This window comes from Corynebacterium sp. HMSC077G07 (assembly GCF_001809225.1).
Taxonomy (GTDB): Bacteria; Actinomycetota; Actinomycetes; order Mycobacteriales; family Mycobacteriaceae; genus Corynebacterium; species Corynebacterium jeikeium_D.
The window spans coordinates 202,182-222,415 of sequence record NZ_KV796535.1 but is presented as its reverse complement, the minus strand read 5'-3'; the positions used below and the strand labels follow the sequence as shown (position 1 = coordinate 222,415).

The window sequence follows — 20,234 nt, the reverse complement described above, 5'->3', positions numbered from 1 at the left end:
TCAGGGAGGGCGCGAACCGTGCCAAACACTCCTATTACTTAAGGCATGAACGCACCAACCCCCACCTCAGGCCCTTCCGCAGACGCCGCCGCTCCCCTCCTCCAGCTGCGCGGCATCACTGTCTCCTACGGCAAGAACGAACCTGTCCTGAACGGCCTCGATATGAACGTCCGCGCCGGCGAGGTCTACGGGCTATTGGGACTCAACGGCGCAGGTAAATCCACGTTGATGAGCACGGTGCTTGGGCTAATTCCCTACTCCGGTGAAATCAGCATCGCGGGACACCCGTGGTCCGTTGTCGACCTGGACCGCATCGGCGCCTCCATCAATGGCCCGGCGTTCTACCCACAGCTCTCAGCCACCGACAATCTCAAAGTGCACGCACATCTGACCGGCACGGACAAGAGCCGTATCGCCGAAGTCCTCGACTTGGTCGGGCTTCATGCTGGTAACAAGCGTGGCCGCGCTTTCTCAACGGGCATGAAGGTTCGTCTTTCCCTGGCGATGGCGCTGCTCACCGACCCCGACATTGTGCTTCTCGACGAGCCCACCAACGGCCTCGACCCCGAAGCTATCGTGGGCCTGCGCACCTTGTTGCGAAATCTTGCCGCTAGTGGCAAGGCCGTCGTGGTGTCCTCCCATCAACTCGGAGAGGTCGAGAAGAGCGTTGACCACCTTGGCGTCCTTGCTGGTGGCCGACTGGTCTACGAAGGCCCGCTGGCTGACTTTGCGGCTGCTGGTCAATCCCTCGAGCAAGCTTTCTTCACCGCAGTAGGTGTTGCCCGATGAGCACTCAACCGCACACGCGCACTCTTAACACGCGCACCGTTCCTGCCCGCCGCTACTTCCGCGCCGAGCTACTGCGGGCAAAGTGGTCACTCACCATGTTTCTTCCCATCATCATGGTGGCAATCGCTCTGGTCAGCATGGTCTTTTCTAGAGGCGTTGACGCCACCGCCATGGCGAGCGCCCACATCTACTCGCTTATCCTGCTTCCTCCCCTGGCTGCTATTACGTCCGTCATCGGCCAAAACCGTGAAGAAAAACTCCGCCAAGGCGGCCTAATCTGGCGCAATATCTCGGGCACTCGAGTGCTCCTTGCCCGCGCAGCCACTGTCATTGCCTCCGCGGCCCTCGGTCACGCATTGATGGCTGCACTCCTTGCCCGGAGCGTGAGCACCGCATTGCAATTCACGCTCTTTAGCACGTTGTCATTCTTCGTCTTCTGGACATTCGGCCTTGCCCTATGGCGCCTTGTGCCACGCGCAGCTCTCTTCCTCGCTCCGCTCGCTTCCATCGCTTGGGCCATCGCAGGAACACTGGACGCCATGAGCCCAAACTGGAAAGTTCTCCCGTGGACCTGGGCAATCCGCCCAACGTTACCTATCCACGGAGTGCAGGCTAATTCCATCTCGGCTCCCGCCGACAGCGAGATCTGGAACATCGCCATCCTGCCGCCCGCGTTGCTGCATTTACTCCTCGGGCTAGGTCTATTTGCCATCGCATTGCTTGCGCACGGAAAATCTCTCAGCTTGCCGACGGGCCGGGAACGCAGCACTTCGTCGTTAAGCCATGGCATGAGCGCGACCCTTCCCTGGCGCACCTGGTGGAGTCTCGCAGCGCTGATGCTTGCCGGACTTGCGGTCGTGCGTGTGGTGTGGAACCCGGAGTATGCGCTGGGGCTGCTGAGTTTCGTCTGCGTGCCGACGGCCGCAACCGTGGTGGCCATCATGACATGGACTTCGCAAGCCGATGCCTGGCCAGCACTGATGCATCGGCGTGCGCGACGCAGCATCACGCTCCGACTGTTTGCCTTGGATATGGCGTTTCTCCTGCCGGTGCTGGTGGTTGCGGTGGTTATCAGTGGTGCAGGCGGCGAGACCAATAGCCAGACGGGCATTAACCCCTGGCCGTACCAGGCGGTAATCGCGTCTCTTGTGGCCGCGATGATTGTGGCCGTGACCGGCTTAATTGCGCGTCGAAGTGTGGCGGCCGCAATCTTTGTCTCGGTCGCGCTCGGCGGTTGGGCGGTGATGGTTGGCGGTGATGTCCTCAGCGCCTCACCGTTGTGGTGGACCTCGGAATGGGGATGGACTTGGGTAGTCCGTGATTACCCCGATCGGTGGCCAGTGATGGTTCTCGTGTCCGCCATTGTGATGGCGGCGTTCGTGGCTTGGGCTCGGGCGACATCATTGAAAGCGATCCGATCCCAAGACTGACGGCGGCGCTACGAGCAGCCCACCTACTCCTCGATCGCCTCGCGGACCTCTTCGACACTGAGGTTGGAGTCTTCAATCTCCTCGCGGGCCTCCTTGTTCCGGCCACGGCGGACCAGGCGGAAGATGCGCTTGCGGCGGGAAGTCTCTTCACTGATGCGCTCGCGGCCGCGCAACCAGGCAACAAGCATGACAGTAATGAGCAGCAGACCGATGTAGCCCAGGATTGGGTAGACCCAACCGATTAGGTTCTGGAAGCCCATGAAGCTCAAGGCGAAACCGAGCAAGACCAGCGCGACGTAGACAATCTTGAATTTTTCCGGGTGATTTGCGGTGACGCGACGCCCCAGTGCGTAGAACATGCCAAGTGCCGTGTTGAAGATCATGCCAAGGATTACCACGGCCATGGCCTGGCCCAGCCACGGGTGCAGTCGATTAATGACGGTGAGCATTGGCACGGCATCGGTGGCGACAGTACCAACAGTGTGGAACAGCGTGATGGTGGTAATCAGCAGCATCGCGGAGTAAATCAAACCACCGGTAAACCCACCGGCTCCAGCGGCGCGGGGATTGAACAGGCTACCGCCAATAACAATCGCCATGGAAACCGCAACCATCAGGTTAAAACCAACATAGTTCACTGCGGCGACAACCCAGTTCGGCAGGGTAGTCGGGACTTCCGCAACGGCAGCTGCCTGCTCCGCGGCCGGGGTGGCATCGGTGAACGCCAGCGTATAAACACTGGCCAGCAGGATAAAGCCGACGATAAACGGCGTGATGGAACCGATCACTGTGGTCACTCGGTCAACATCGAGGAAACCGGCTGCAATGGTCACCAACACCATGATTACGGCACCGATCCACACAGGGATGCCCCACTGCTGCTCCATGTTGGCACCGGCACCGGCGAACATGACGAACCCGGTGGCGAAGAGCGTGATAATCACGCCAATGTCCAGTACTCGCGAGAAGATGGGGTGCGATACGCGTCGGAAAACTTCGCCGTGCTCGCTGGCCTGAAAATAGCTTCCCAGCTGCAAAATGATCATCGCCATCAGGCTCATGATTACCGCTGAGAGAACGGCACCCCAGACACCATTGATGCCAAAGGCGACGAAGTATTGCATGATTTCCTGACCCGTCGCAAAGCCCGCGCCGACGACCACGCCGACGAAGGCAAATGCAACGCGCAGTACTTGCTTCACCACAAGGGTTCACTCCTATTCGACTATCGGATTAATATAACCACCTTACTTTTCTCAGTGAGTTTTACTAATCGCAATTAAGCGTTCTACGAAGTTTCGCCTTTAAATTCCGCAGGCCACGCCGGTCGAATGCACTGGGCAGTAGCCGTTCGGATTCTTAAACAAGTACTGCTGATGCTCATCCTCAGCCCGGTAGTACTCCCCTGCCGGGGTCTCCGCGAGTGGCTTAATCTCCGTGGTGATGGCCCCCAGGCCAGCGTCGGCAAGCTTCGGCGCGTAGGCATCGGCGATCTCCTGTGCCCGGCGCGCTTGCTCGGGCGTCGTCGTGTAGATCGCGGAACGGTACTGCGTGCCGACATCATTACCCTGGCGGTAGCCCTGCGTGGGATCGTGGGCCTCGAAGGCCTTGGCGATCAGCTGGTCGAAGCTAATCTGCTCCGGGTCGTAGACGACCTCCACAATCTCGGTGTGGTTGGTGCGTCCGGTGCAGGACTCGCGGTAGGTGGGATTCGGCGTCATGCCCCCGGCGAACCCGACCGATGTGCTGAGCACGCCCGGTGTTTCCCAAAACAGCTTCTCAGCACCCCAGTAACAGCCAATCCCGATGTAGACGACCTCCTGGCCTTCCTCCCATGGGCCGGTGATCGGCGTGCCGAGCACCGCATGCGGCTTCGGATTTTCCAACACCGGGTGCGAGCCGCCCTTTAGCGCCTCATCTTCCGGCACCAGCTCCGCTGATCTACCAAAAATCCAACCCATCTTCGACGCCTTTCTATCTATGACTGTCTTTGGTCTGCGCAACGCGCCCGAGGCCACGATTGTTCCGACCTCGCCACCAGAAACTACGGAATAACACCGACTATGGTTTGGGTTGTGCGTACGCTCAGCCTGCTTTCCATCAATCCCCACAACCCGACCGCCATCCTGCCCGACCTCCGCGCTGCGCTGGACGGTGAGGTCTCTCTTCTTCCCGTTCCGCTTCACGACGGCACGCGCGCCTCAATCTTGCGGAACTCGCAACGCGCAGGTGAGCCAATTGATGAATCCATCGCGCTTGTTGTCGGCACCTCCGGTTCCACCGGCACACCGAAGGGTGCACAGCTGACGGTGGATAACTTGGTCTCCTCTGCTACCGCTACACATCAGTGGCTCGGCGGTGAAGGGCAGTGGCTGCTGGCGATGCCGGCCTACCATATCGCTGGCCTGCAGGTTCTCATTCGTTCGCTGCTCGCGGGCACGAATCCGGTGTGTGTGGATGTGACCGACGGTTTTGATGTGGCCGCATTCGCCGACGGCGCCGAGGCCCTCACCAGCGACCGTGCCTACACCTCGCTGGCTCCGATGCAGCTGGCCAAGGCCATGGAAGAACCCTTTGGCGCGGCAGCCCTGCGCCTGTTTGATGCTGTCCTTGTCGGCGGCGCAGCCTTGAACCCGCAGGTGGCAGCGCGCGCCGAAGAACTCGGCATCAACGTCGTGACCACCTATGGTTCCTCCGAGACAGCCGGCGGCTGCGTCTATGACGGACAGCCCATCGAAGGTGCACAGGTCGCCATCGAAAATGGTCGCGTTTGGCTGGGCGGACCGATGATTGCACACGGTTACCGCAACGCGCCCAGTCACGAGGCTTTCCATAAACCAGGTTGGTTCGCCACCTCCGATGCGGGCGAGATCCACGATGGCCGACTAGTCATTACGGGACGCCTGGACACCATCATCGACTCCGGCGGGTTGAAGCTGCACCCCGAAGTCCTCGAACGTGAACTGCTCGCCATCGATGGAGTTACGGGAGCCTGCGTGGTCGGTGTGCCACACCCAAGGCTCGGCCACGCTATCGTCGCAGCGTATGAAGGCATCGCTGAGCTCGGCGATGTCATGGACGGGCTCGGCGATGCTGAAGACGCCGGGCGAATCAATCACTGGATGATTCCCAAGGACCTGCGTCGCGTGGAGGTCCTGCCACTGATTGGTCCGGGCAAGGTCGACCGGAAGAAAGTCGCGGCGCTCTTTTAGCTCATTCAGACACGCATTAGTTCAAGGCATTTGGTGTCACGTCCTATTATTAATTCATGTCTGAAGCACCAAAGAGTCCTGCAACGGCGTCGTTAAGCGATTGGCTGGAAGGCGCGCGCCCCCATACCTGGGCGAATGCGTTTGCGCCGGTCATCGTCGGTGTCGGAGCGGCATCGACGCACGCGCCGATTATCTGGGGACGTGCGGTGCTCGCGCTGGTTGTCGCGTGGGCGTTGATTGTGGGCGTGAACTTCGCCAACGACTACTCCGATGGCATCCGCGGCACTGACGATGACCGCTCGGGCCCGCTGCGCCTGACGGGTTCTGGTCTGGTCGAGCCGAAGGTTGTGAAGTACGCGGCGTTCGGTTCCTTTGGTGTCGCCGGTCTTGCCGGTGTGGCGCTGTCCCTGATGAGCGCGTGGTGGCTCATTCTGGTCGGTGCACTGTGCATCGCGGCTGCGTGGTTCTACACCGGCGGTAAAAATCCCTACGGTTATCGCGGACTTGGCGAGGTCTCGGTCTTCGTCTTTTTCGGTCTCGTCGCGGTGCTCGGCACGGAATTCACCCAGACGGGCTCGCTGTCTTGGGTCGGCCTGGCCTGCGCAATTGGTATTGGTTCGGTGTCTTCTGCCGTGAACCTGGCGAACAACTTGCGCGACATCCCCACCGACGCCGCTACCGGCAAGATCACCTTGGCAGTTCGCCTGGGCGACTTCCGCACCCGCATCGTCTGGCAGATTCTCTCCCTCATGCCCGCGCTGGCCAGCAGCTTTATCGCTTTCTGGCGCCCATGGGCGCTGGTGGGTCTGCTCATCGTGCCGCTGTGGGTGAAGGCCTCCGAGCCAATTCGCATGCATAAGAAGGGCAAGGAGCTCATCCCGGTACTGGGGCTTACCGGCAAGATGATGCTTGCCTGGTCCGTCATTACGGCACTCGCACTCGCGCTCAGCTAGGGGGTACCGATGGACTTCCGCACACTGACGCACAAGGCGCTTGACGACGTCCAGGAGGCCGCAACCCGAGTTGGCGACACAGCAGCCAAGGCTCCAGCTTTCGCCCGCAGCGCTGCTCTGCGTTTGACCAAATCGGGACGCCGCCGACTGGCGCTGGAGCACGGTGCGCTGCATTCGCAGACCCGTGAACCGGGACTCACCGATCTCACGTCAACCGGCGTGGTGCATATCAAGACCGCACCGGTCACGGCCGAGATTGCGGCCAAGGACGACGAGCGGAAGGCCAGCGACAAGCCGGATGCTGTCACCACCGATATTCCGGTGCACTGGTACGAGGTTGAACCTAGCGAACCCGCCAAAGAACCCGTGACCATCGTCTTCGTCCACGGCTTCACCCTGGCTGGTGAGTCCTGGTACCGGCAGTTCAACGCGCTGCGCAAGTCGCACCCGGAAGCACGCCTGTTGACTATGGATCTGCGCGGCCACGGCCAGACCGGAGCGGTTCCGGCTTCACTCTGCACGGTCGAAGGGGCTGCGGCCGATGCGCTGGCCGTGATCGCCGAGCGTGCCGCGACCGGAAAACTCATCGTGGTTGGGCATTCGCTAGGCGGTTTGATTGCACTGCACATGGTGCGGGCTGCCGAGGAAAGCATTCGCCGTCGGATAGCAGGCGTAGTGTTGATTTCCACGTCTATCGACAAGCTGGCCGCCCAGGGTGTGCCGCAGATTCTGGCGTCCCCGGTGGCGGATGCGGCGCGCAATGCAATTGAGTCCTCGCCGAAGGAGATTCGCAAGTTCCGCGAGGCAATCGCGTCACTGATGGCGCCGTCGTTGGCGGTGGCGGTGTTCGCCCGGCGCACGGACTACGAGATCATCGAGTTCCACGCGGCCATGATTAATGAAACACCGCTGGAAACTTTCGTGGGATATCTCGACGACCTGCAGGATCACGACGAGTTCGCATCCGGGCCTTACTTGGAGGGCTTGCCAGGAGCGGTACTGGTGGGCACGAAGGACGATGTCACTCCGCGCAAGCAAGCAGACCTAATTATGGAAAAGTGGCCGGACGCCGAACTGGTTGAAGTCGACGGGGCCGGCCACATGTTGCCGCTCGAGGCTCCGGAAGCGGTGAACCGGGCTATCGAGCGGGCCCTGGAGAAGGTGCGCTAGTTTTCCTCGCGGTCCTTAATCTGCTGCGCAATGTATTCCTTGTGCGCGCGGCGGTTCTCCGACCACACTGCAACAGACTCATTGGCCTGGACGCGCAGCTTCGGGAACACAAAAACCGACAGCGGCATCGCAATAATCAGTGCGAACACAGCCGTAATTGCAGCCGGAATCTGCACATTAACGAGGTAGATAATCACGAGCAGAATGAAGAACAGCACTAGGAATAGCAGCAGACGAGCAAGGCCGTACCAGAACAGCCCCTTCATGGCATTGCCGCGACCAGCATTCTTGGTCACCGGAGCTGCTGGCATCTGAGCCTCAGAAGCCAACTTGTCCTGCTCTGCTGGATTGGTCATTAAACCCTCACCTCTACGTGTTACGCCTGTGCTGTGCCCGGGCGTTGCTAGCGTCCATGGCTGTTCGTGTCCAACGTTCCTTTGTACCCTAACGAACTCTGTACGCCGTACCGCATGCAGTGCGATACCCCTCGTGGGCACTACGGGACTCGTTGCGTATTCTAGTCGGTAAATCCAGGAGGTTAGCTATTACATGGGTCGGCTCATTCTGCTGCTGTTCATCATCCTTGTCGTAGTCATGCTGTGGAAGGCATTTGGCCCCGGCAGTCGCGGCAACGGCATGCGACGTATTTCCGCTCCGCAACCGGAACCCCGTCCGCTCGCTCCCGACGATGATCCGGAGTTTCTCTGGAAGCTCAAGAAGGCCGAATTCGATCGCCGTAAACGTGAGCAGGAGCTGCAGGAGCGGCGCGAACGGGAGCAGGACGACAACCCCGATAATCCCGGCGAAACTGACTAAACGTCCTTGCCACGCAGCAACAACTGCTGTAGATATTCCCCGTAGCCACTGGCGCTGAGGGCGTCGGCACGCGCGCTAAGCGCAGCATCGTCAATGAATCCCATGCGCCACGCCACCTCTTCCGGCGAGCCAATCTTTAGCCCCTGCCGCTGCTCAATCGTGCGCACGAAATCACCCGCGGCCATCAGATTGTCCACCGTGCCCGTGTCCAGCCATGCCGTGCCGCGCGGCAGCACCTCTACCTGCAGTTTCCCGCGCTCCAAGTAGGCGCGGTTAACATCCGTGATTTCCAATTCGCCGCGTGACGACGGTTGCAGCGAGCGAGCTATCTCAACAACCTCGGCATCATAGAAGTACAAACCAGGCACCGCGAAATGGCTGCGTGGTTTCTTCGGTTTCTCCTGGATCGCCACGGCTTTGCCGCTTTGGTCGAAGTCCACGACTCCATAGGCTGTGGGATCTGCGACCCAGTAGGCGAAGATCGCTCCGCCATCGACGTTATGGAAGCGGCGCAGCTGCGTGCCCAAGCCAGCACCGTAAAAGATGTTGTCGCCGAGGATGAGGGCAACGGAGTCATCGCCGATGTGGTCCGCACCGATGATGAACGCTTCAGCGAGACCACGGGGCTCGTCTTGGGTGGCAAAGGTGAGGGTGAGGCCCCACTGCGAGCCGTCGCCAAGCAAGCGTTCAAACTGCGGGGCATCATGTGGCGTGGTGATGACGAGGATGTCCCTGATTCCCGCTAGCATCAGCGTGCTCAGCGGGTAGTAGATCATCGGCTTGTCATAGACGGGAACCAGCTGCTTGCTTACGCCAAGTGTGATGGGAAACAGCCGAGAGCCCGTACCACCTGCGAGGATGATGCCCTTCATAGTGCTCGCGCCTTTCTGCCTTACTGCCCGGCCGCTTCGTTGGCGATTGCCCACTCGTCGCGAGCCATGTTCTCAAGATCCTTGCAGTCAAACTCACTGGGGAGCTTATTGCCCTCGGCCTCGAACTGCTCGATAGTCGGAGCCTTCTGATCGCGCTCGGAGAGAATCATGTCCGCGTCGGTGAGACCACCCTTGGCCAGCAGCGCAGCCAGGTCAATTCCGAGAGTCGGGTCCTGGATGCTAACAGCACGCTCTGCCTCCGGGTTGTAACCGGTGGAAGTGAGGTAAGTGAGCACAGAGTCGTCGGCAAGCGAGACGAAGCCATGTCCGATGCCGTTGGGCAGATAGACCACTCGGCGGGTCTTGCTGTCGAGCTCGAAAACCTCGACCTTGCCGAAGGTATCGGAGCCGCGACGCAGGTCAACCGCAATGTCGAGGATGTGGCCCGCGGGACAAGTAACCAGCTTCGCCTGGCCGGGGTGGCCATCTGGCGCGGTGCTGACGTCAGCGAAGTGCAGGCCACGGACAACGCCTGCGGCGGAGACACTCATGTTGGCCTGCTCCGGGAAGAACGGGTAGCCCGTGGCCTCGGCGAATGCGTCGAGGCGATACCACTCGTGGAAACTACCGCGGCTGTCGCCGTGGATGACCGGTTCGAAGGTGAAAACGCCGTCGATAGAAGTGGGCTGGAATGTGCTCTTAGGGCTCATGGGTAACAAGTGTAGACGGGGCGCCCGGGCTGAGGCTGTGGCACGCGTTGAGTGTGCACTGAGTGTGCGTTGAGGGTTCGCTAGGCATGCCCCAGCAGCGAACTACAACTCCTGCTCGCGCTCCGCGTAGCCAGCCTCAGCGGCATCGTAGGCCGCCGCCCACCAGGACTCGTTGGCGCGATACCAGTCGATGGTCTCGGCGAGCCCCGCGGAAAAGTCTTGGTAGCGCGGCTGCCAGCCAAGGCTGCGGATGGATGCGGGGTCAATCGCATAACGACGGTCATGCCCCGGGCGGTCAGTGACATGGACAAAGTCGGACCGCTCACGACCGAAGCCCTCCAGGATGTCTCCGACCACGTCGAGGTTGGAACGCTCGCCATCGGCACCAATCAGGTAGGTCTCCCCCACCTCGCCAGAATCCAAGATTGCCCAGACCGCGTCGTTGTGGTCATCGACGTGAATCCAGTCCCGAACATTCTCGCCAGTGCCGTACACGCGAGGGCTACGACCGCGCAACAGACCACAGATCTGGCGGGGAATCAGCTTCTCCGGATGCTGCCTCGGCCCGTAGTTGTTCGAGCAGTTACTAATCGTCGCAACCAACCCGAAGCTGCGCACCCACGCCCGGACAAAGTGATCCGCTGAAGCCTTGGAGGCCGAGTAGGGGCTGGAGGGTTTGTACGCGGTGGCCGTCGTAAAGCGTGCTGGATCGTCGAGAGCGAGATCGCCGAAGACCTCGTCGGTGGAGATGTGGTGAAGGCGGACGTCGTGGGTGGCGCAAGCCTTGGCCAGATTCACGGTGCCCATGACATTAGTGGTGACGAAGGGATCGGCATCCACCAGCGAATTGTCGTTATGGCTCTCTGCGGCGAAGTGGACGACCACGTCGAAGCGGGGCACGAGGCGATCGATCAGCTCCGCGTCACGAACATCGCCGCGGATGATTTCACAGTCCGCGCCATCCAAGCTCGCAGGGTTCGCGGCATAGGTGAAAGCGTCCAGCACCGTGACATTCACATCGGGCCGTGTAGCCAGAGTGCGGAGAACGAAGTTGGAACCAATAAAGCCGGCACCACCGGTGACGAGAACGCGCATGGAAGCGATTCTAGTTCACCCGGCGATGCCGGCTTTGTACAAGTGTGAAGACTTAGTTCAGACCAGCGTAGGAGTGCAGGCCCGAAACCACCTGGTTGATGAAGAAGAGGTTGAACACCATGGTGGCAAAACCGAAGATGTTGATCCACGCGGCCTTGGTATTACGCCAACCCGAAGTCGCGCGAGCGTGCAGGTACAGGGCGTAGATAATCCAGGTAATCAGCGCCGTGGTCTCCTTCGGGTCCCAGCCCCAGTAACGACCCCATGCGGACTCGGCCCAGATAGCGCCCAGCACAATGCCCAGACCGAACAGTGGGAAGGACCAAATAGCGGTGCGGTAAGCAATCGCATCCAGCTTTTGAGCATCCGGCAGCGGCGCGACCAGTTTGCCCAGGAAGCCCTTTTCCTTGCCCTCGCGGTTGTACATCCGCAGCATGTAGAGAATCGAGGCAACACCGGAAATCAGTGCGATACTGCACCCGATAGAAATAATCGAGACGTGAACCGGAATCCAAATCGACTGCAGTGCCGGCACCACCGGAGCAGCCTCAACATATAGGTTCTTACCACCGTAAAACATCAGCGCCAGAATCGGAGCCAACAGCCACGGCCAGAACACACGCATGGTTTCACGATGCAGTACGCCAGCTGCAATTGCCATAGCAAAGAGGATTGAAACTGATACGTACTCGTAGAGGTTGCCCCACGGGAAACGCTGCACGGCCAGGCCACGCAGCAGCACCGATGCAAAGTGCACGGCCACCCCGACGTAAATCAGCATTTCCGTCACAACGCCGAGTCGGTTCGTCAGCACCTGGTTCTTAGGCTCGCTTGCCGACGACTTCGTCGCCGACTCCCCCGAGTCAGCAACACTAGCGGTGGTAGCTCCCTCACCCGCACCGGCGGCTACCAGCTCGCGTTCCGCAACCTGGCTTTTCGCTTCAGCGGCCGCGATACGACGACTGTAGTAGGCAATGGAAATAACAAAGGCCACAAGATAAAAGGCGAAGGCCGTGAAGTACGACCAGTCCGAAAACTGCGCCAGTGTCTTATTGACGAGCATGTACTTGGCTCCAAAGTGTGGAATTAGCGGAATACTTCTTCAAACCCTAGTACTAAAGCAGGACTAAGCAAAAGGGGACCGGGGACACGGGGGACGCAAAAATGCGCGGAGGCGCAATTCTCGCCCCCGCGCATTCACCCTGCAGTAATGATGGACCAGACTTAGTGGTCAGTTAGCTTTTGTCCTTGTCGTCCGCGCTCTCGTCGGTCGCAGCATTGTTGTCAGCAGCATCCTCGTCATCACTGTCACGTTCCAGGATGTCATCTACGATGTACTGGAACTCCTCGCCCCAACCTGCCTTGTCGGTGCGGGCAAGGCCACCGAACTCAACGCGAGTGCGGCCATCTTCCAGCGGGAACATGCGCACCCAAACACGTCGGCGCTTAATGCCCAACGAAAGAACCATGCCCGCCAGTGCGGCCACAGTTGCCACCAGCACCCAGAACTGCGTGGGATCGTGCGAAACCTGCAAGTTGACGAATTCCTTCGCACCGAGGAATTCAATCTTGGTGCCGTCGGCAAGCTCGGTGGATTCGCCCTGCTTGAGGTTGACGCGGGCTTCCTTAGCCAGCTGACCCGAGTGCATCAGATCGCGGTCGAGGGAAAACAGCCCCTGCGAACGACCGGTGTCCAAGCCCGCGTCGCCGCGGTAGATGTCGACAGCCACGGCCGGGTCTTGCATCGCCGGGTAAGAGGACTGCAGCAGAGCACCCTTTTCACCAGTAAACTCCGCGGTCGGAGCGAACAGTCCCTCGATTGCAATCTGGTTCTGGCGGCGCTCGAACAAGTCCGGGTACATGCCTGCTGGTGGGTCGAAGCGCAGCGCACCAGAGGACAGGAAGAAGGTCGGATCATCCGGACGGAACTGGACAATCGACGTACGCGACTCGCCATTCGGCCAGGTCACCTTGAACGCAGGCGCAAAGCCGTGCCCCTGCAGGTAGACGCGGTCACCGGCGATGCGCAGAGGGTGGTTGACCTGCAGCGTGGTCTTTTCCCACTCATCGACCGGCTTGCGCATATCCTCTTCTTCTGCGAATCGGATATGAGAGGTAAACATCTTGGCCTGACCGTTCGGCAGGTAATCGGCGAAGAAGTCATCGACCTGAATACAGAACGGGTTCAGAGTTGTACCGTCGAAGGTGTTGCCAGCACGCAGCGAGTCATAGTTCGCAGCAGCGGTGTTACAGAACGGAACGCCCACCGCGCTATTGACGTTGTCGTCAGAAATCTCGGTGCCGGTGTTGGTCAGCAAAATGACCTGACCCTCGTAATAGATCATGCGGCCCAAGCCGACGATGATAATCAGCAGCGCAATGCCCAGGTGGAACACCAGGTTGCCAAACTCACGCAGGTATCCCTTCTCCGCGGAAAAGGATCGTGCCCCAGCGCGATCTTCATCTGCTGGAGTCTCGGTCAACGCCCACTTGTTCAGGCGCTCACGCACCCGCTTAGAAACTTCATCCGCAGAGGCATCGACCACGGCTTCGTCGTGAAGCGGAAGACGCGCCAACCGTTTCGGCGCCTTGGCCGGTGGCGTCTTCATGGCCTTGTAGTGGTCGATGGTGCGCGGAATAATGCAGCCAACCAGGGAAATCAGCAGCAATGCCACGATGGCGACGAACCAGACGGACGAGAAGACATCGAAAAGCTGCAGCTTATCCATGATCTCGGCGGTCTTGCCGTTGGCGGCTAGATACTGGTCGACCTTGTCCTTATTCAGCGAGCGCTGTGGCAACAGGGCGCCCGGAACCGCTGCGAAAGCGAGGATGAACAGCAGAATCAGCGCTGTGCGCATGCTGGTCAACCAGTTCCAGACCTGCTGGAAGGGCTGTCGTACCTTATTCCAATTCACCGACATCGAAAAATCTTTCACTAAATTGGCGTTACCGTATCAGTAATAAAAGCGGCCTGAACCCAGGCAACAAAAACATCCCACAGTCCCGTGACCAGGGCAATTCCGACCAGCACCAGCGCCACACCACCGATGAGCTGAATAGTTCGCGAGTGCTTACGCAGGAAGTCCACTCCACGCATCGCGCGTGCCGACCCCAGCGCCACCAAAATGAACGGCAGCCCCAGCCCCAGGCAGTAAGCGATAATCAGCGCCACTCCCCTGGCCGCGGTCATACCCTGCGTGCCCGCGGACACCGAAATAATTGCAGTCAGCGTCGGGCCCAGACACGGCGTCCACCCCAGCGCGAACACCGCGCCAAGCAGTGGCGCTCCCAGCCACGTGGTCCAGCGCTTCGGCGCCATGCGGGTGTCCTTCTGCAGCGCCGGCACCATGCCCATGAAGGCGAGTCCCATCACGATGGTCACCACGCCACCGACAATCGTCAGCGTGCGCGCCTGCAGACGCAGCGTGGACACGAGCCCGAAAATTGAGGCCGACCCCAGCACGAAAATGACAGTGAAGCCCAGCACGAACAGCAACGCAGCCAGGCCGACGCGGGCAGTTGCGGAACGCTTGCCACGCCCTCCATCGCCGTCACGCTTATCGACGGCGGTTGCGTCCGCAGTGCCCGTCGTCAAGCCCTGGCCCTGCGCCCCCGATGCTCCGGAAAGACCGGTGAGATACGAGACGTAACCGGGCACGAGCGGAATGACGCACGGGCTGGCAAACGAGACGAGACCAGCCAGCGCAGCAGCGAGCAGGCCTAATAGGATGGGACCGCCGGTGGCGGCGTCGGCGAACTGCTGGCCGATGCCATCGGCAAGATAAATCGTGTCCATGGCAAGAGTTCCCATGCTGGGGCCTAGCCCTCCGCCTTCACTTCATTAACAGCCTTCATCAGCATGGTGTGATCGACCTCGCGGAGGAAGACCTTGGCCGGGCGGTGCTGCTTGTCCAGAATGATGGTTGTCGGAATCACCGAAGCCGGGATGCCGCCGAGTGCGCTGGCGTTGACGAAGGCCGGGTCATAGATGGACGGGTAGGTGATGCCGTTGTCCTTCACAAAGTCGATGGGAGCCTGGCGGACATTGTCGCGGACGTTGATGCCGAGAACGGTGCCGATACCTTGCTCTTCCATCTGTTCCTGGACATACTGCAGGTCATCCGATTCGGATCGGCACGGTGCGCACCACTGCCCCCAGGCGTTTAGGACCACAATCTGGTCCTTGAAGTCATCGAGGGAGATTTTCTTGTCGTCGTCCTCTAGAGAAGGACCGAACACCTTGCCGACCGGTTTGCGCTCCTCGGGTGCGTAGTCAATGATCTGCTGACCCCCTGGAGAAACAAACTCGAACTGACCGCCGACGGCAACGGCATCGTGTCCCACTGAATCTCCGGGGTTACATGCTGCGAGCGACAGAGACAGAGTTGCTGCCGCTAGCGTTGCTGCAATTCGGGACGATGAGACCTTGGCCACTTGGGGTGCCACCTTCCGGGGGTCAGTGAAACTTCAACAAAACTATTTATTCACCTTACAGGTGACCGGCCGGTTCACTGTAGCGCACGTCGACAATGGTGTCGCCGACGAAGACCAAGGAGGTCACGCTGGCCAGATCGCACTGCCTAGTTGCCGGGTTGTGGGCGAGCTTCAAGTACCGCGCACGACGCTGAGCTGCAATGATGCACAGCTGGTGCGTCACCAGCACCGCTTCCGCTCCTTCGGCGGCCTCGCGGGCTCGCTCGATGGCGTGGAACATACGGTCCGCGATCTCCTCGTAGGGCTCGCCCCAACTGGGCACGCTCGGACGACGCAGCCGTGGCCAGTACTTCGGATTCCACAGTGCGGAGTCAATGCCCTTGATGTGTAAACCCTCAAAGGAGTTGCCAGCCTCCAGCAAATCTTCATCCAGGGTCGGCTTCATGCCGATTATCTCGGTGAAGGGCCGTGAGGTTTCCTGCGTGCGCTGTAGCGGGGAACAGGCGAAGTAGCGGATGTCGTGGCCTTCGAAGGACGAGGCCGTGGCCGCTGCCTGACGCTGACCGCGCTCAGACAAGTGCCAGCCGGGCAGGCGACCGTAGAGAATCTTATCCGGGTTATAAACCTCGCCGTGGCGGACGAGATGTACGACCGTGGTCTTGGCGTGCTTTGTTGCACGCTTAGACGCCTGGTTTTCCGGCTGTGTCGGCTGCGATTCCTGCTGTGCTGCCTGCGAATTGGTCTTGTTCGGCACGTGTCACCTACTCCGGCTTGGCGGTTGCCGCCGCCTCGGCCGCGCGGGCTGCTGCACGCTCGATAATCTCGAAGTCGGCGTCGGTCAGCGCAGCGGAGACGAACCAGGTCTCGTAGCAAGAAGCCGGCGGGTAGACACCATTGGCCAGTAGGGCGTGGAAGAAAGCCGGGTAGCGGAAAGTATCCGCTGCCTGCATCTGCTCAAAGTTATGGCCCTCGCCCTCGGCGAAGCGTGGCGAGAGCATCGTGCCCGCACGCTGAATGTGGTGGGCCACGCCCTGCTTGGTCAGGGCGTCGGACAGAATCGTGGCCAGGCGATCTGCATTGGCTGCGACGGTGTCATAGACATCCTTCGTGGCATTCTCCAGGTTGGCCAGGCCAGCTGCCATAGCGACCGGGTTACCGGAGAGTGTGCCTGCCTGGTACACCGGACCGTTCGGAGCCAAGTACTCCATGACGTCGCGGCGACCACCGAAGGCAGCTGCCGGCAGACCACCGGAGACGACCTTGCCGAAGGTGGTCAGGTCACCGGCCACACCATCAATGCCGTACCAGCCGTTGTAGGAAGCGCGGAAGCCAGTCATGACCTCATCGAGAATCAGCAGTGCGCCGTCTGCGTGGCAGACTTCCTTCAACTTCGCGTTGAAGTTGTCCTGCGGTGCGACGGTACCCATGTTGCCCGCTGCCGCCTCAGTGATGACACAGGCAATCTCGCCCGGGTTCTCAGCGAATGCGGCCTTGACGGCCTCAATGTCGTTATAAGGAACAACAATGGTGTCGGCAGCCGATGCACCGGTGACACCCGGCGAATCCGGCAGACCAAAAGTAGCGACACCGGAACCGGCCGATGCCAGCAGCGCGTCCACGTGACCGTGGTAGCAGCCGGCGAACTTGATGATCTTGGAACGGCCAGTGAAACCGCGAGCCAGGCGTACTGCGGACATAGTGGCCTCAGTGCCGGAGTTGACCAGACGCACCTCATCTACCGACGTGCGCTCAACGATGTGACGAGCCAGGTCGGTCTCAGCCGTCGTCGGAGCGCCGAAAGACAAACCGCGAGTGGCGGCGCTCTGAACGGCCTCCACCACTGCCGGGTGCGCGTGGCCCAGAATCATTGGACCCCACGAGCAGACCAAGTCCACATATTCGTTACCATCAACATCCACGAGACGAGAGCCCGCGGCGTGGTCAATGAAACGTGGGGTGCCACCGACGGAACCGAAGGCGCGGACCGGCGAGTTCACGCCACCCGGCGTCACTGCCTGAGCCTGCGTAAAGAACTCTGCCGAACGATCGGTGAGCTCAACGTTTTCTGGGACATGAGGAGCATTAATGTCTTGAGTCACGGTGACCATCGTAGACGGCCACTCGGATGAAGGGCTACCCTGCCCTACCAACGTCCCAGCTTCACCCTGAATAGATGCTTGCGGCGAGAGGACACTCGACGGGATCGCCAGTCGATCCACAAGCTGGAGAAAATCATCAAAAGCGATGCCAGCAGCGGGTGAATCATACCGGTCATACCCAGCAGGATGACCGCAACGTTGTAGAACCACGCAAAGTAGATGTTGGAGTCCATCATCCGCACCACAGCACGTGCGATTTCAATGGCCTCCGGAATCGACAACACGTTGTTACGCAGTGCCACGACATCGGCGTAATCAACATCAAGATTCTGATTGCCTTCGGTGTTGTCCATCAAAACACCCACGTCAGCGGCACGCAGAGAGTCCCGGATGTCCTTGTCGCCAACCATCACGACAGTCTCGCCGTCACTGTGGACCGAACGCACCGCAATGGCCTTGCGGGAGGCAATGATGCCCGCGAATACTCGTGAGATATTCAGCCGGTCAGCAAAACGACGGGCTACTGGATACGGATCTCGCGTGATCATCATGGTGTCCACGCCCATATCCTCAAGCTGGTCAATGCTCTCGACCGCATCGGGCTTAATGTCCTCACCAATGGTGATGACACCACGGACCTTGCCACGCCACGACACCACCATCGGAGTACCGCCACTGAGCGCAGCCACGGCCATTTTCTCGCTGAGTGCAGTGAGATCACGCGGACGCCAAACGCGCCCCTCAACAAAGCGCATCTCCAACTTGTCGTCCGAGTCCTTCACCGGGATCTCTACCTGGCCAACGAACGCACCGTCTTCCGCAATTGCGACGTGTACAGTCTCAATCCAGTGCGGCACCTCGCCACCGCCGGAACCGGCGTCGCGGGATACACGGCACGCGCGCACGATTGCCGCTGATGCCGGGTGGTTGCTCTCCATCATGAGAGCGCCCGCCACACGCAGAACCAGATCCGGATTTTCATTGCGCTCAGCGGCGACACCGAGCACGTGGGTGTCACCCTCGGTCAGCGTTCCAACTCGGTTAAAAATCACCACATCGGCAGCGGCCAGCTTTCGGAAAGTCTCATTGCCACGAATCAAGATTCCGTTACTAGCACCGGCCAGAATCCCGATGCGCTGCACGGTCGACGTAGACATTGCCAATGCCACCGGCGCGATGCCCGAGAGCATAGCCAGCGCCACCGCGAGGGCACCGCTCATCGTGCCAGTCGCCAGCCACCAGCCGCAAAAAGCCACGCCCGCCAACGACAGCGTCCATGGCACCAGCTCTGATGCCGAGTGCACTGCGGTCTGGTGCATCACTGTTTCTTCTCGAACCGCTTGACGAAGCCAGCGCGCTATCGATGACGCCCGGGTCTTGAAACCGGTGCGTTCCACGCGCACCTTGAGCTCCGAATCCAGGTTGATTGCACCGGCCCAAACCTTGGAATTGACCTTGACCTTCTGCGGTTCAACGCCGATACCGAGTAGCTGCGCATCCATCGTGGACGCACCACCGATGACTGAGCCATCAACCGGAATCACCGAGTGCGGTGGAACCACGATGTCATCACCGATATTGAGCTCCGCGACCGTCACCTCCACCCGTTTCGGCTCCGCGGATTTAGCGCTCTTGCGCACGACTGTCACGTTTCGCTCAGCTGGAATGCGCAGGTTGCGCAAGATTTGTCCAGTACGCACCTTGTTGTAGCGCGTAAACATGCGACCTGTTAGCAACAGCACAGTCAGACCGCAGGCAACGTCGAAAAACACCTCTGCCGAGGCGCTTTCCCGGTAGTTGAAAGCAAACCAAGTGGGCGCAGTGGTATATCCAATCTGTCCCGCGGGACCAAAGATAAGCTGCGCTAGCGACCACAGCCACGCCAGCAGGATGGCAATGGAGCTCGCCCCATCCAGCGCCGACATCCGCCGACGCAGGGACGCCGCCATTGCCCGGTGGAACGGCCAACCACCCCACCACACCACAATCGTGGTCAGCACAAGACACATCCACTGCCAACCCGGGAACTGCCAGTTGACGTTCAACGACGTCACCAGCACCGGAATCGATAGGAACAGGCTTCCCCAAAAGCGTTGCTTGGTCACCAGTTCACGCGCCGTGAACAGTACTTCCGCGCCACCGCCGCTTCGGCGCAAGGCCGCTTCACGACGGCGAATGCGCTCCTCCTCATTCTGTTGAGCGGCAGCCGGAACAGCGGGACGGCGATGTTGTGACACATCCAGCCGAGTTGCACGACGCCGAAGCGTGCTGCGCGTGAGGTACGACTCGACCCCAATTTCGCGGAGAGCTTCGATGAACTGATTCGGATCGATGGTATCGGGCGCGGTAATCCACGCGCGTCCGGGCTTGTAGACCACAGAGGCGGTCACATCTGGAAAGGATTCCAAAACATGCTCAGCACGCTCAGCGCTCTCGGCGTTTTCCAAGTTTTCCAGGATGAGTGCGAAAGCTGTGTTGGACTGGCCTCTGCGGTGTGCAAGCCGCTGATGGGCACTTTCTTCGTCGATGTCCTGACGGCTTCGTGGCAATGCCTTACGAGCAGCGACCTTGGCATCCACAATCGCTTGTTCAACGCGATTGTCCAGAGAGAAATCAAACTCACCGGTGTCACTCATGGCCTTTGAAACTTT

19 protein-coding genes are annotated in these 20,234 nt (G+C 60.1%); 6 read left to right on the top strand and 13 right to left on the bottom strand.

What is annotated here, in order from left to right:
* Positions 1-45 precede the first annotated feature (45 nt).
* Together HMPREF2562_RS06710 and HMPREF2562_RS06705 are read left to right on the top strand one after the other, a co-directional pair.
* Positions 46-789: an ABC transporter ATP-binding protein gene (locus HMPREF2562_RS06710; RefSeq protein ID WP_049172353.1), complete on the top strand. Its 744-nt coding sequence runs from the start codon at positions 46-48 to the stop codon at positions 787-789.
* Positions 786-2,219 carry an ABC-2 family transporter permease gene (locus HMPREF2562_RS06705; protein WP_070549784.1) on the top strand — a complete coding sequence of 478 codons (1,434 nt, stop codon included), beginning with the start codon at positions 786-788 and terminating at the stop codon, positions 2,217-2,219. The genes HMPREF2562_RS06710 and HMPREF2562_RS06705 overlap by 4 nt, the downstream gene beginning before the upstream one ends.
* A gap of 23 nt (positions 2,220-2,242) precedes the next feature.
* Here the strand turns inward: HMPREF2562_RS06705 and HMPREF2562_RS06700 are convergent, their stop codons facing one another.
* Both HMPREF2562_RS06700 and msrA read right to left on the bottom strand, forming a co-directional pair.
* Positions 2,243-3,424 (bottom strand): YkvI family membrane protein, encoded by a 1,182-nt coding sequence (locus tag HMPREF2562_RS06700; RefSeq protein ID WP_016422008.1) that lies wholly within the window; start codon positions 3,422-3,424, stop codon positions 2,243-2,245.
* Positions 3,425-3,523: 99 nt separating this feature from the next.
* Positions 3,524-4,180: a peptide-methionine (S)-S-oxide reductase MsrA gene (gene msrA, locus HMPREF2562_RS06695; RefSeq protein ID WP_048732380.1), complete on the bottom strand. Its 657-nt coding sequence runs from the start codon at positions 4,178-4,180 to the stop codon at positions 3,524-3,526.
* 102 nt (positions 4,181-4,282) lie between these two features.
* On the opposite strand from msrA, the gene menE reads away from it, so the two are divergent.
* Genes menE through HMPREF2562_RS06680 form a run of 3 tightly spaced genes read left to right on the top strand, consistent with a single transcriptional unit; the run spans position 4,283 to position 7,554 of the window.
* Positions 4,283-5,431 (top strand): o-succinylbenzoate--CoA ligase, encoded by a 1,149-nt coding sequence (gene menE, locus HMPREF2562_RS06690; protein ID WP_048732378.1) that lies wholly within the window; start codon positions 4,283-4,285, stop codon positions 5,429-5,431.
* A gap of 56 nt (positions 5,432-5,487) precedes the next feature.
* Complete coding sequence (locus HMPREF2562_RS06685; protein ID WP_016422005.1) at positions 5,488-6,384, top strand: 1,4-dihydroxy-2-naphthoate polyprenyltransferase; 897 nt, start codon at positions 5,488-5,490, stop codon at positions 6,382-6,384.
* Between the two features lie 9 nt (positions 6,385-6,393).
* A complete protein-coding gene (locus HMPREF2562_RS06680; RefSeq protein WP_049192983.1) occupies positions 6,394-7,554 on the top strand; it encodes an alpha/beta fold hydrolase in 1,161 nt (386 codons plus the stop codon).
* On the opposite strand, the gene HMPREF2562_RS06675 is transcribed toward HMPREF2562_RS06680, so the two are convergent.
* The gene (locus HMPREF2562_RS06675; protein WP_016422003.1) at positions 7,551-7,910 is read right to left on the bottom strand and encodes a DUF4229 domain-containing protein; all 360 of its coding nucleotides are present in this window, start codon (positions 7,908-7,910) and stop codon (positions 7,551-7,553) included. The two genes, HMPREF2562_RS06680 and HMPREF2562_RS06675, sit on opposite strands and share 4 nt — an antisense overlap.
* Before the next feature lie 193 nt (positions 7,911-8,103).
* On the opposite strand from HMPREF2562_RS06675, the gene HMPREF2562_RS06670 reads away from it, so the two are divergent.
* Positions 8,104-8,370 carry a hypothetical protein gene (locus tag HMPREF2562_RS06670; RefSeq protein ID WP_016422002.1) on the top strand — a complete coding sequence of 89 codons (267 nt, stop codon included), beginning with the start codon at positions 8,104-8,106 and terminating at the stop codon, positions 8,368-8,370.
* Here the strand turns inward: HMPREF2562_RS06670 and rfbA are convergent.
* From rfbA to HMPREF2562_RS06620, 10 genes are all read right to left on the bottom strand, one after another.
* Positions 8,367-9,242, bottom strand: a complete 876-nt coding sequence (rfbA, locus tag HMPREF2562_RS06665) for a glucose-1-phosphate thymidylyltransferase RfbA (protein WP_016422001.1) — start codon at positions 9,240-9,242, stop codon at positions 8,367-8,369. The two genes, HMPREF2562_RS06670 and rfbA, sit on opposite strands and share 4 nt — an antisense overlap.
* Before the next feature lie 20 nt (positions 9,243-9,262).
* A complete protein-coding gene (locus tag HMPREF2562_RS06660; protein WP_016422000.1) occupies positions 9,263-9,952 on the bottom strand; it encodes a dTDP-4-dehydrorhamnose 3,5-epimerase family protein in 690 nt (229 codons plus the stop codon).
* Between the two features lie 102 nt (positions 9,953-10,054).
* Entirely contained in the window at positions 10,055-11,047 is a 993-nt protein-coding gene (rfbB, locus tag HMPREF2562_RS06655) for a dTDP-glucose 4,6-dehydratase (RefSeq protein ID WP_016421999.1), read from the bottom strand.
* A gap of 52 nt (positions 11,048-11,099) precedes the next feature.
* On the bottom strand, positions 11,100-12,110 hold the full coding sequence (gene ccsB / locus HMPREF2562_RS06650; protein WP_016421998.1) for a c-type cytochrome biogenesis protein CcsB: 1,011 nt from the start codon (positions 12,108-12,110) through the stop codon (positions 11,100-11,102).
* Positions 12,111-12,282: 172 nt separating this feature from the next.
* Entirely contained in the window at positions 12,283-13,971 is a 1,689-nt protein-coding gene (locus HMPREF2562_RS06645; protein ID WP_070546362.1) for a cytochrome c biogenesis protein ResB, read from the bottom strand.
* Positions 13,972-13,985: 14 nt separating this feature from the next.
* Entirely contained in the window at positions 13,986-14,846 is an 861-nt protein-coding gene (locus HMPREF2562_RS06640) for a cytochrome c biogenesis CcdA family protein (protein WP_070546392.1), read from the bottom strand.
* Between the two features lie 23 nt (positions 14,847-14,869).
* On the bottom strand, positions 14,870-15,484 hold the full coding sequence (locus tag HMPREF2562_RS06635; protein ID WP_016421995.1) for a TlpA disulfide reductase family protein: 615 nt from the start codon (positions 15,482-15,484) through the stop codon (positions 14,870-14,872).
* Positions 15,485-15,539: 55 nt separating this feature from the next.
* The gene (locus tag HMPREF2562_RS06630; protein ID WP_076772585.1) at positions 15,540-16,238 is read right to left on the bottom strand and encodes a histidine phosphatase family protein; all 699 of its coding nucleotides are present in this window, start codon (positions 16,236-16,238) and stop codon (positions 15,540-15,542) included.
* Between the two features lie 7 nt (positions 16,239-16,245).
* Entirely contained in the window at positions 16,246-17,592 is a 1,347-nt protein-coding gene (hemL, locus tag HMPREF2562_RS06625) for a glutamate-1-semialdehyde 2,1-aminomutase (RefSeq protein ID WP_049190552.1), read from the bottom strand.
* A gap of 35 nt (positions 17,593-17,627) precedes the next feature.
* The gene (locus HMPREF2562_RS06620) at positions 17,628-20,219 is read right to left on the bottom strand and encodes a heavy metal translocating P-type ATPase (protein WP_016421992.1); all 2,592 of its coding nucleotides are present in this window, start codon (positions 20,217-20,219) and stop codon (positions 17,628-17,630) included.
* Positions 20,220-20,234: the final 15 nt, after the last annotated feature.

Coding starts and splice junctions, on each gene's coding strand:
- HMPREF2562_RS06710 (WP_049172353.1), top strand. CDS start 46: ATGAACGCACCAACCCCCACCTCAGGCCCTTCCGCAGACGCCGCCGCT.
- HMPREF2562_RS06705 (WP_070549784.1), top strand. CDS start 786: ATGAGCACTCAACCGCACACGCGCACTCTTAACACGCGCACCGTTCCT.
- msrA (WP_048732380.1), bottom strand. CDS start 4,180: ATGGGTTGGATTTTTGGTAGATCAGCGGAGCTGGTGCCGGAAGATGAG.
- menE (WP_048732378.1), top strand. CDS start 4,283: ATGGTTTGGGTTGTGCGTACGCTCAGCCTGCTTTCCATCAATCCCCAC.
- HMPREF2562_RS06685 (WP_016422005.1), top strand. CDS start 5,488: ATGTCTGAAGCACCAAAGAGTCCTGCAACGGCGTCGTTAAGCGATTGG.
- HMPREF2562_RS06680 (WP_049192983.1), top strand. CDS start 6,394: ATGGACTTCCGCACACTGACGCACAAGGCGCTTGACGACGTCCAGGAG.
- HMPREF2562_RS06675 (WP_016422003.1), bottom strand. CDS start 7,910: ATGACCAATCCAGCAGAGCAGGACAAGTTGGCTTCTGAGGCTCAGATG.
- HMPREF2562_RS06670 (WP_016422002.1), top strand. CDS start 8,104: ATGGGTCGGCTCATTCTGCTGCTGTTCATCATCCTTGTCGTAGTCATG.
- rfbA (WP_016422001.1), bottom strand. CDS start 9,242: ATGAAGGGCATCATCCTCGCAGGTGGTACGGGCTCTCGGCTGTTTCCC.
- HMPREF2562_RS06660 (WP_016422000.1), bottom strand. CDS start 9,952: ATGAGCCCTAAGAGCACATTCCAGCCCACTTCTATCGACGGCGTTTTC.
- rfbB (WP_016421999.1), bottom strand. CDS start 11,047: ATGCGCGTTCTCGTCACCGGTGGTGCCGGCTTTATTGGTTCCAACTTC.
- ccsB (WP_016421998.1), bottom strand. CDS start 12,110: ATGCTCGTCAATAAGACACTGGCGCAGTTTTCGGACTGGTCGTACTTC.
- HMPREF2562_RS06645 (WP_070546362.1), bottom strand. CDS start 13,971: ATGTCGGTGAATTGGAATAAGGTACGACAGCCCTTCCAGCAGGTCTGG.
- HMPREF2562_RS06640 (WP_070546392.1), bottom strand. CDS start 14,846: ATGGACACGATTTATCTTGCCGATGGCATCGGCCAGCAGTTCGCCGAC.
- hemL (WP_049190552.1), bottom strand. CDS start 17,592: ATGGTCACCGTGACTCAAGACATTAATGCTCCTCATGTCCCAGAAAAC.
- HMPREF2562_RS06620 (WP_016421992.1), bottom strand. CDS start 20,219: ATGAGTGACACCGGTGAGTTTGATTTCTCTCTGGACAATCGCGTTGAA.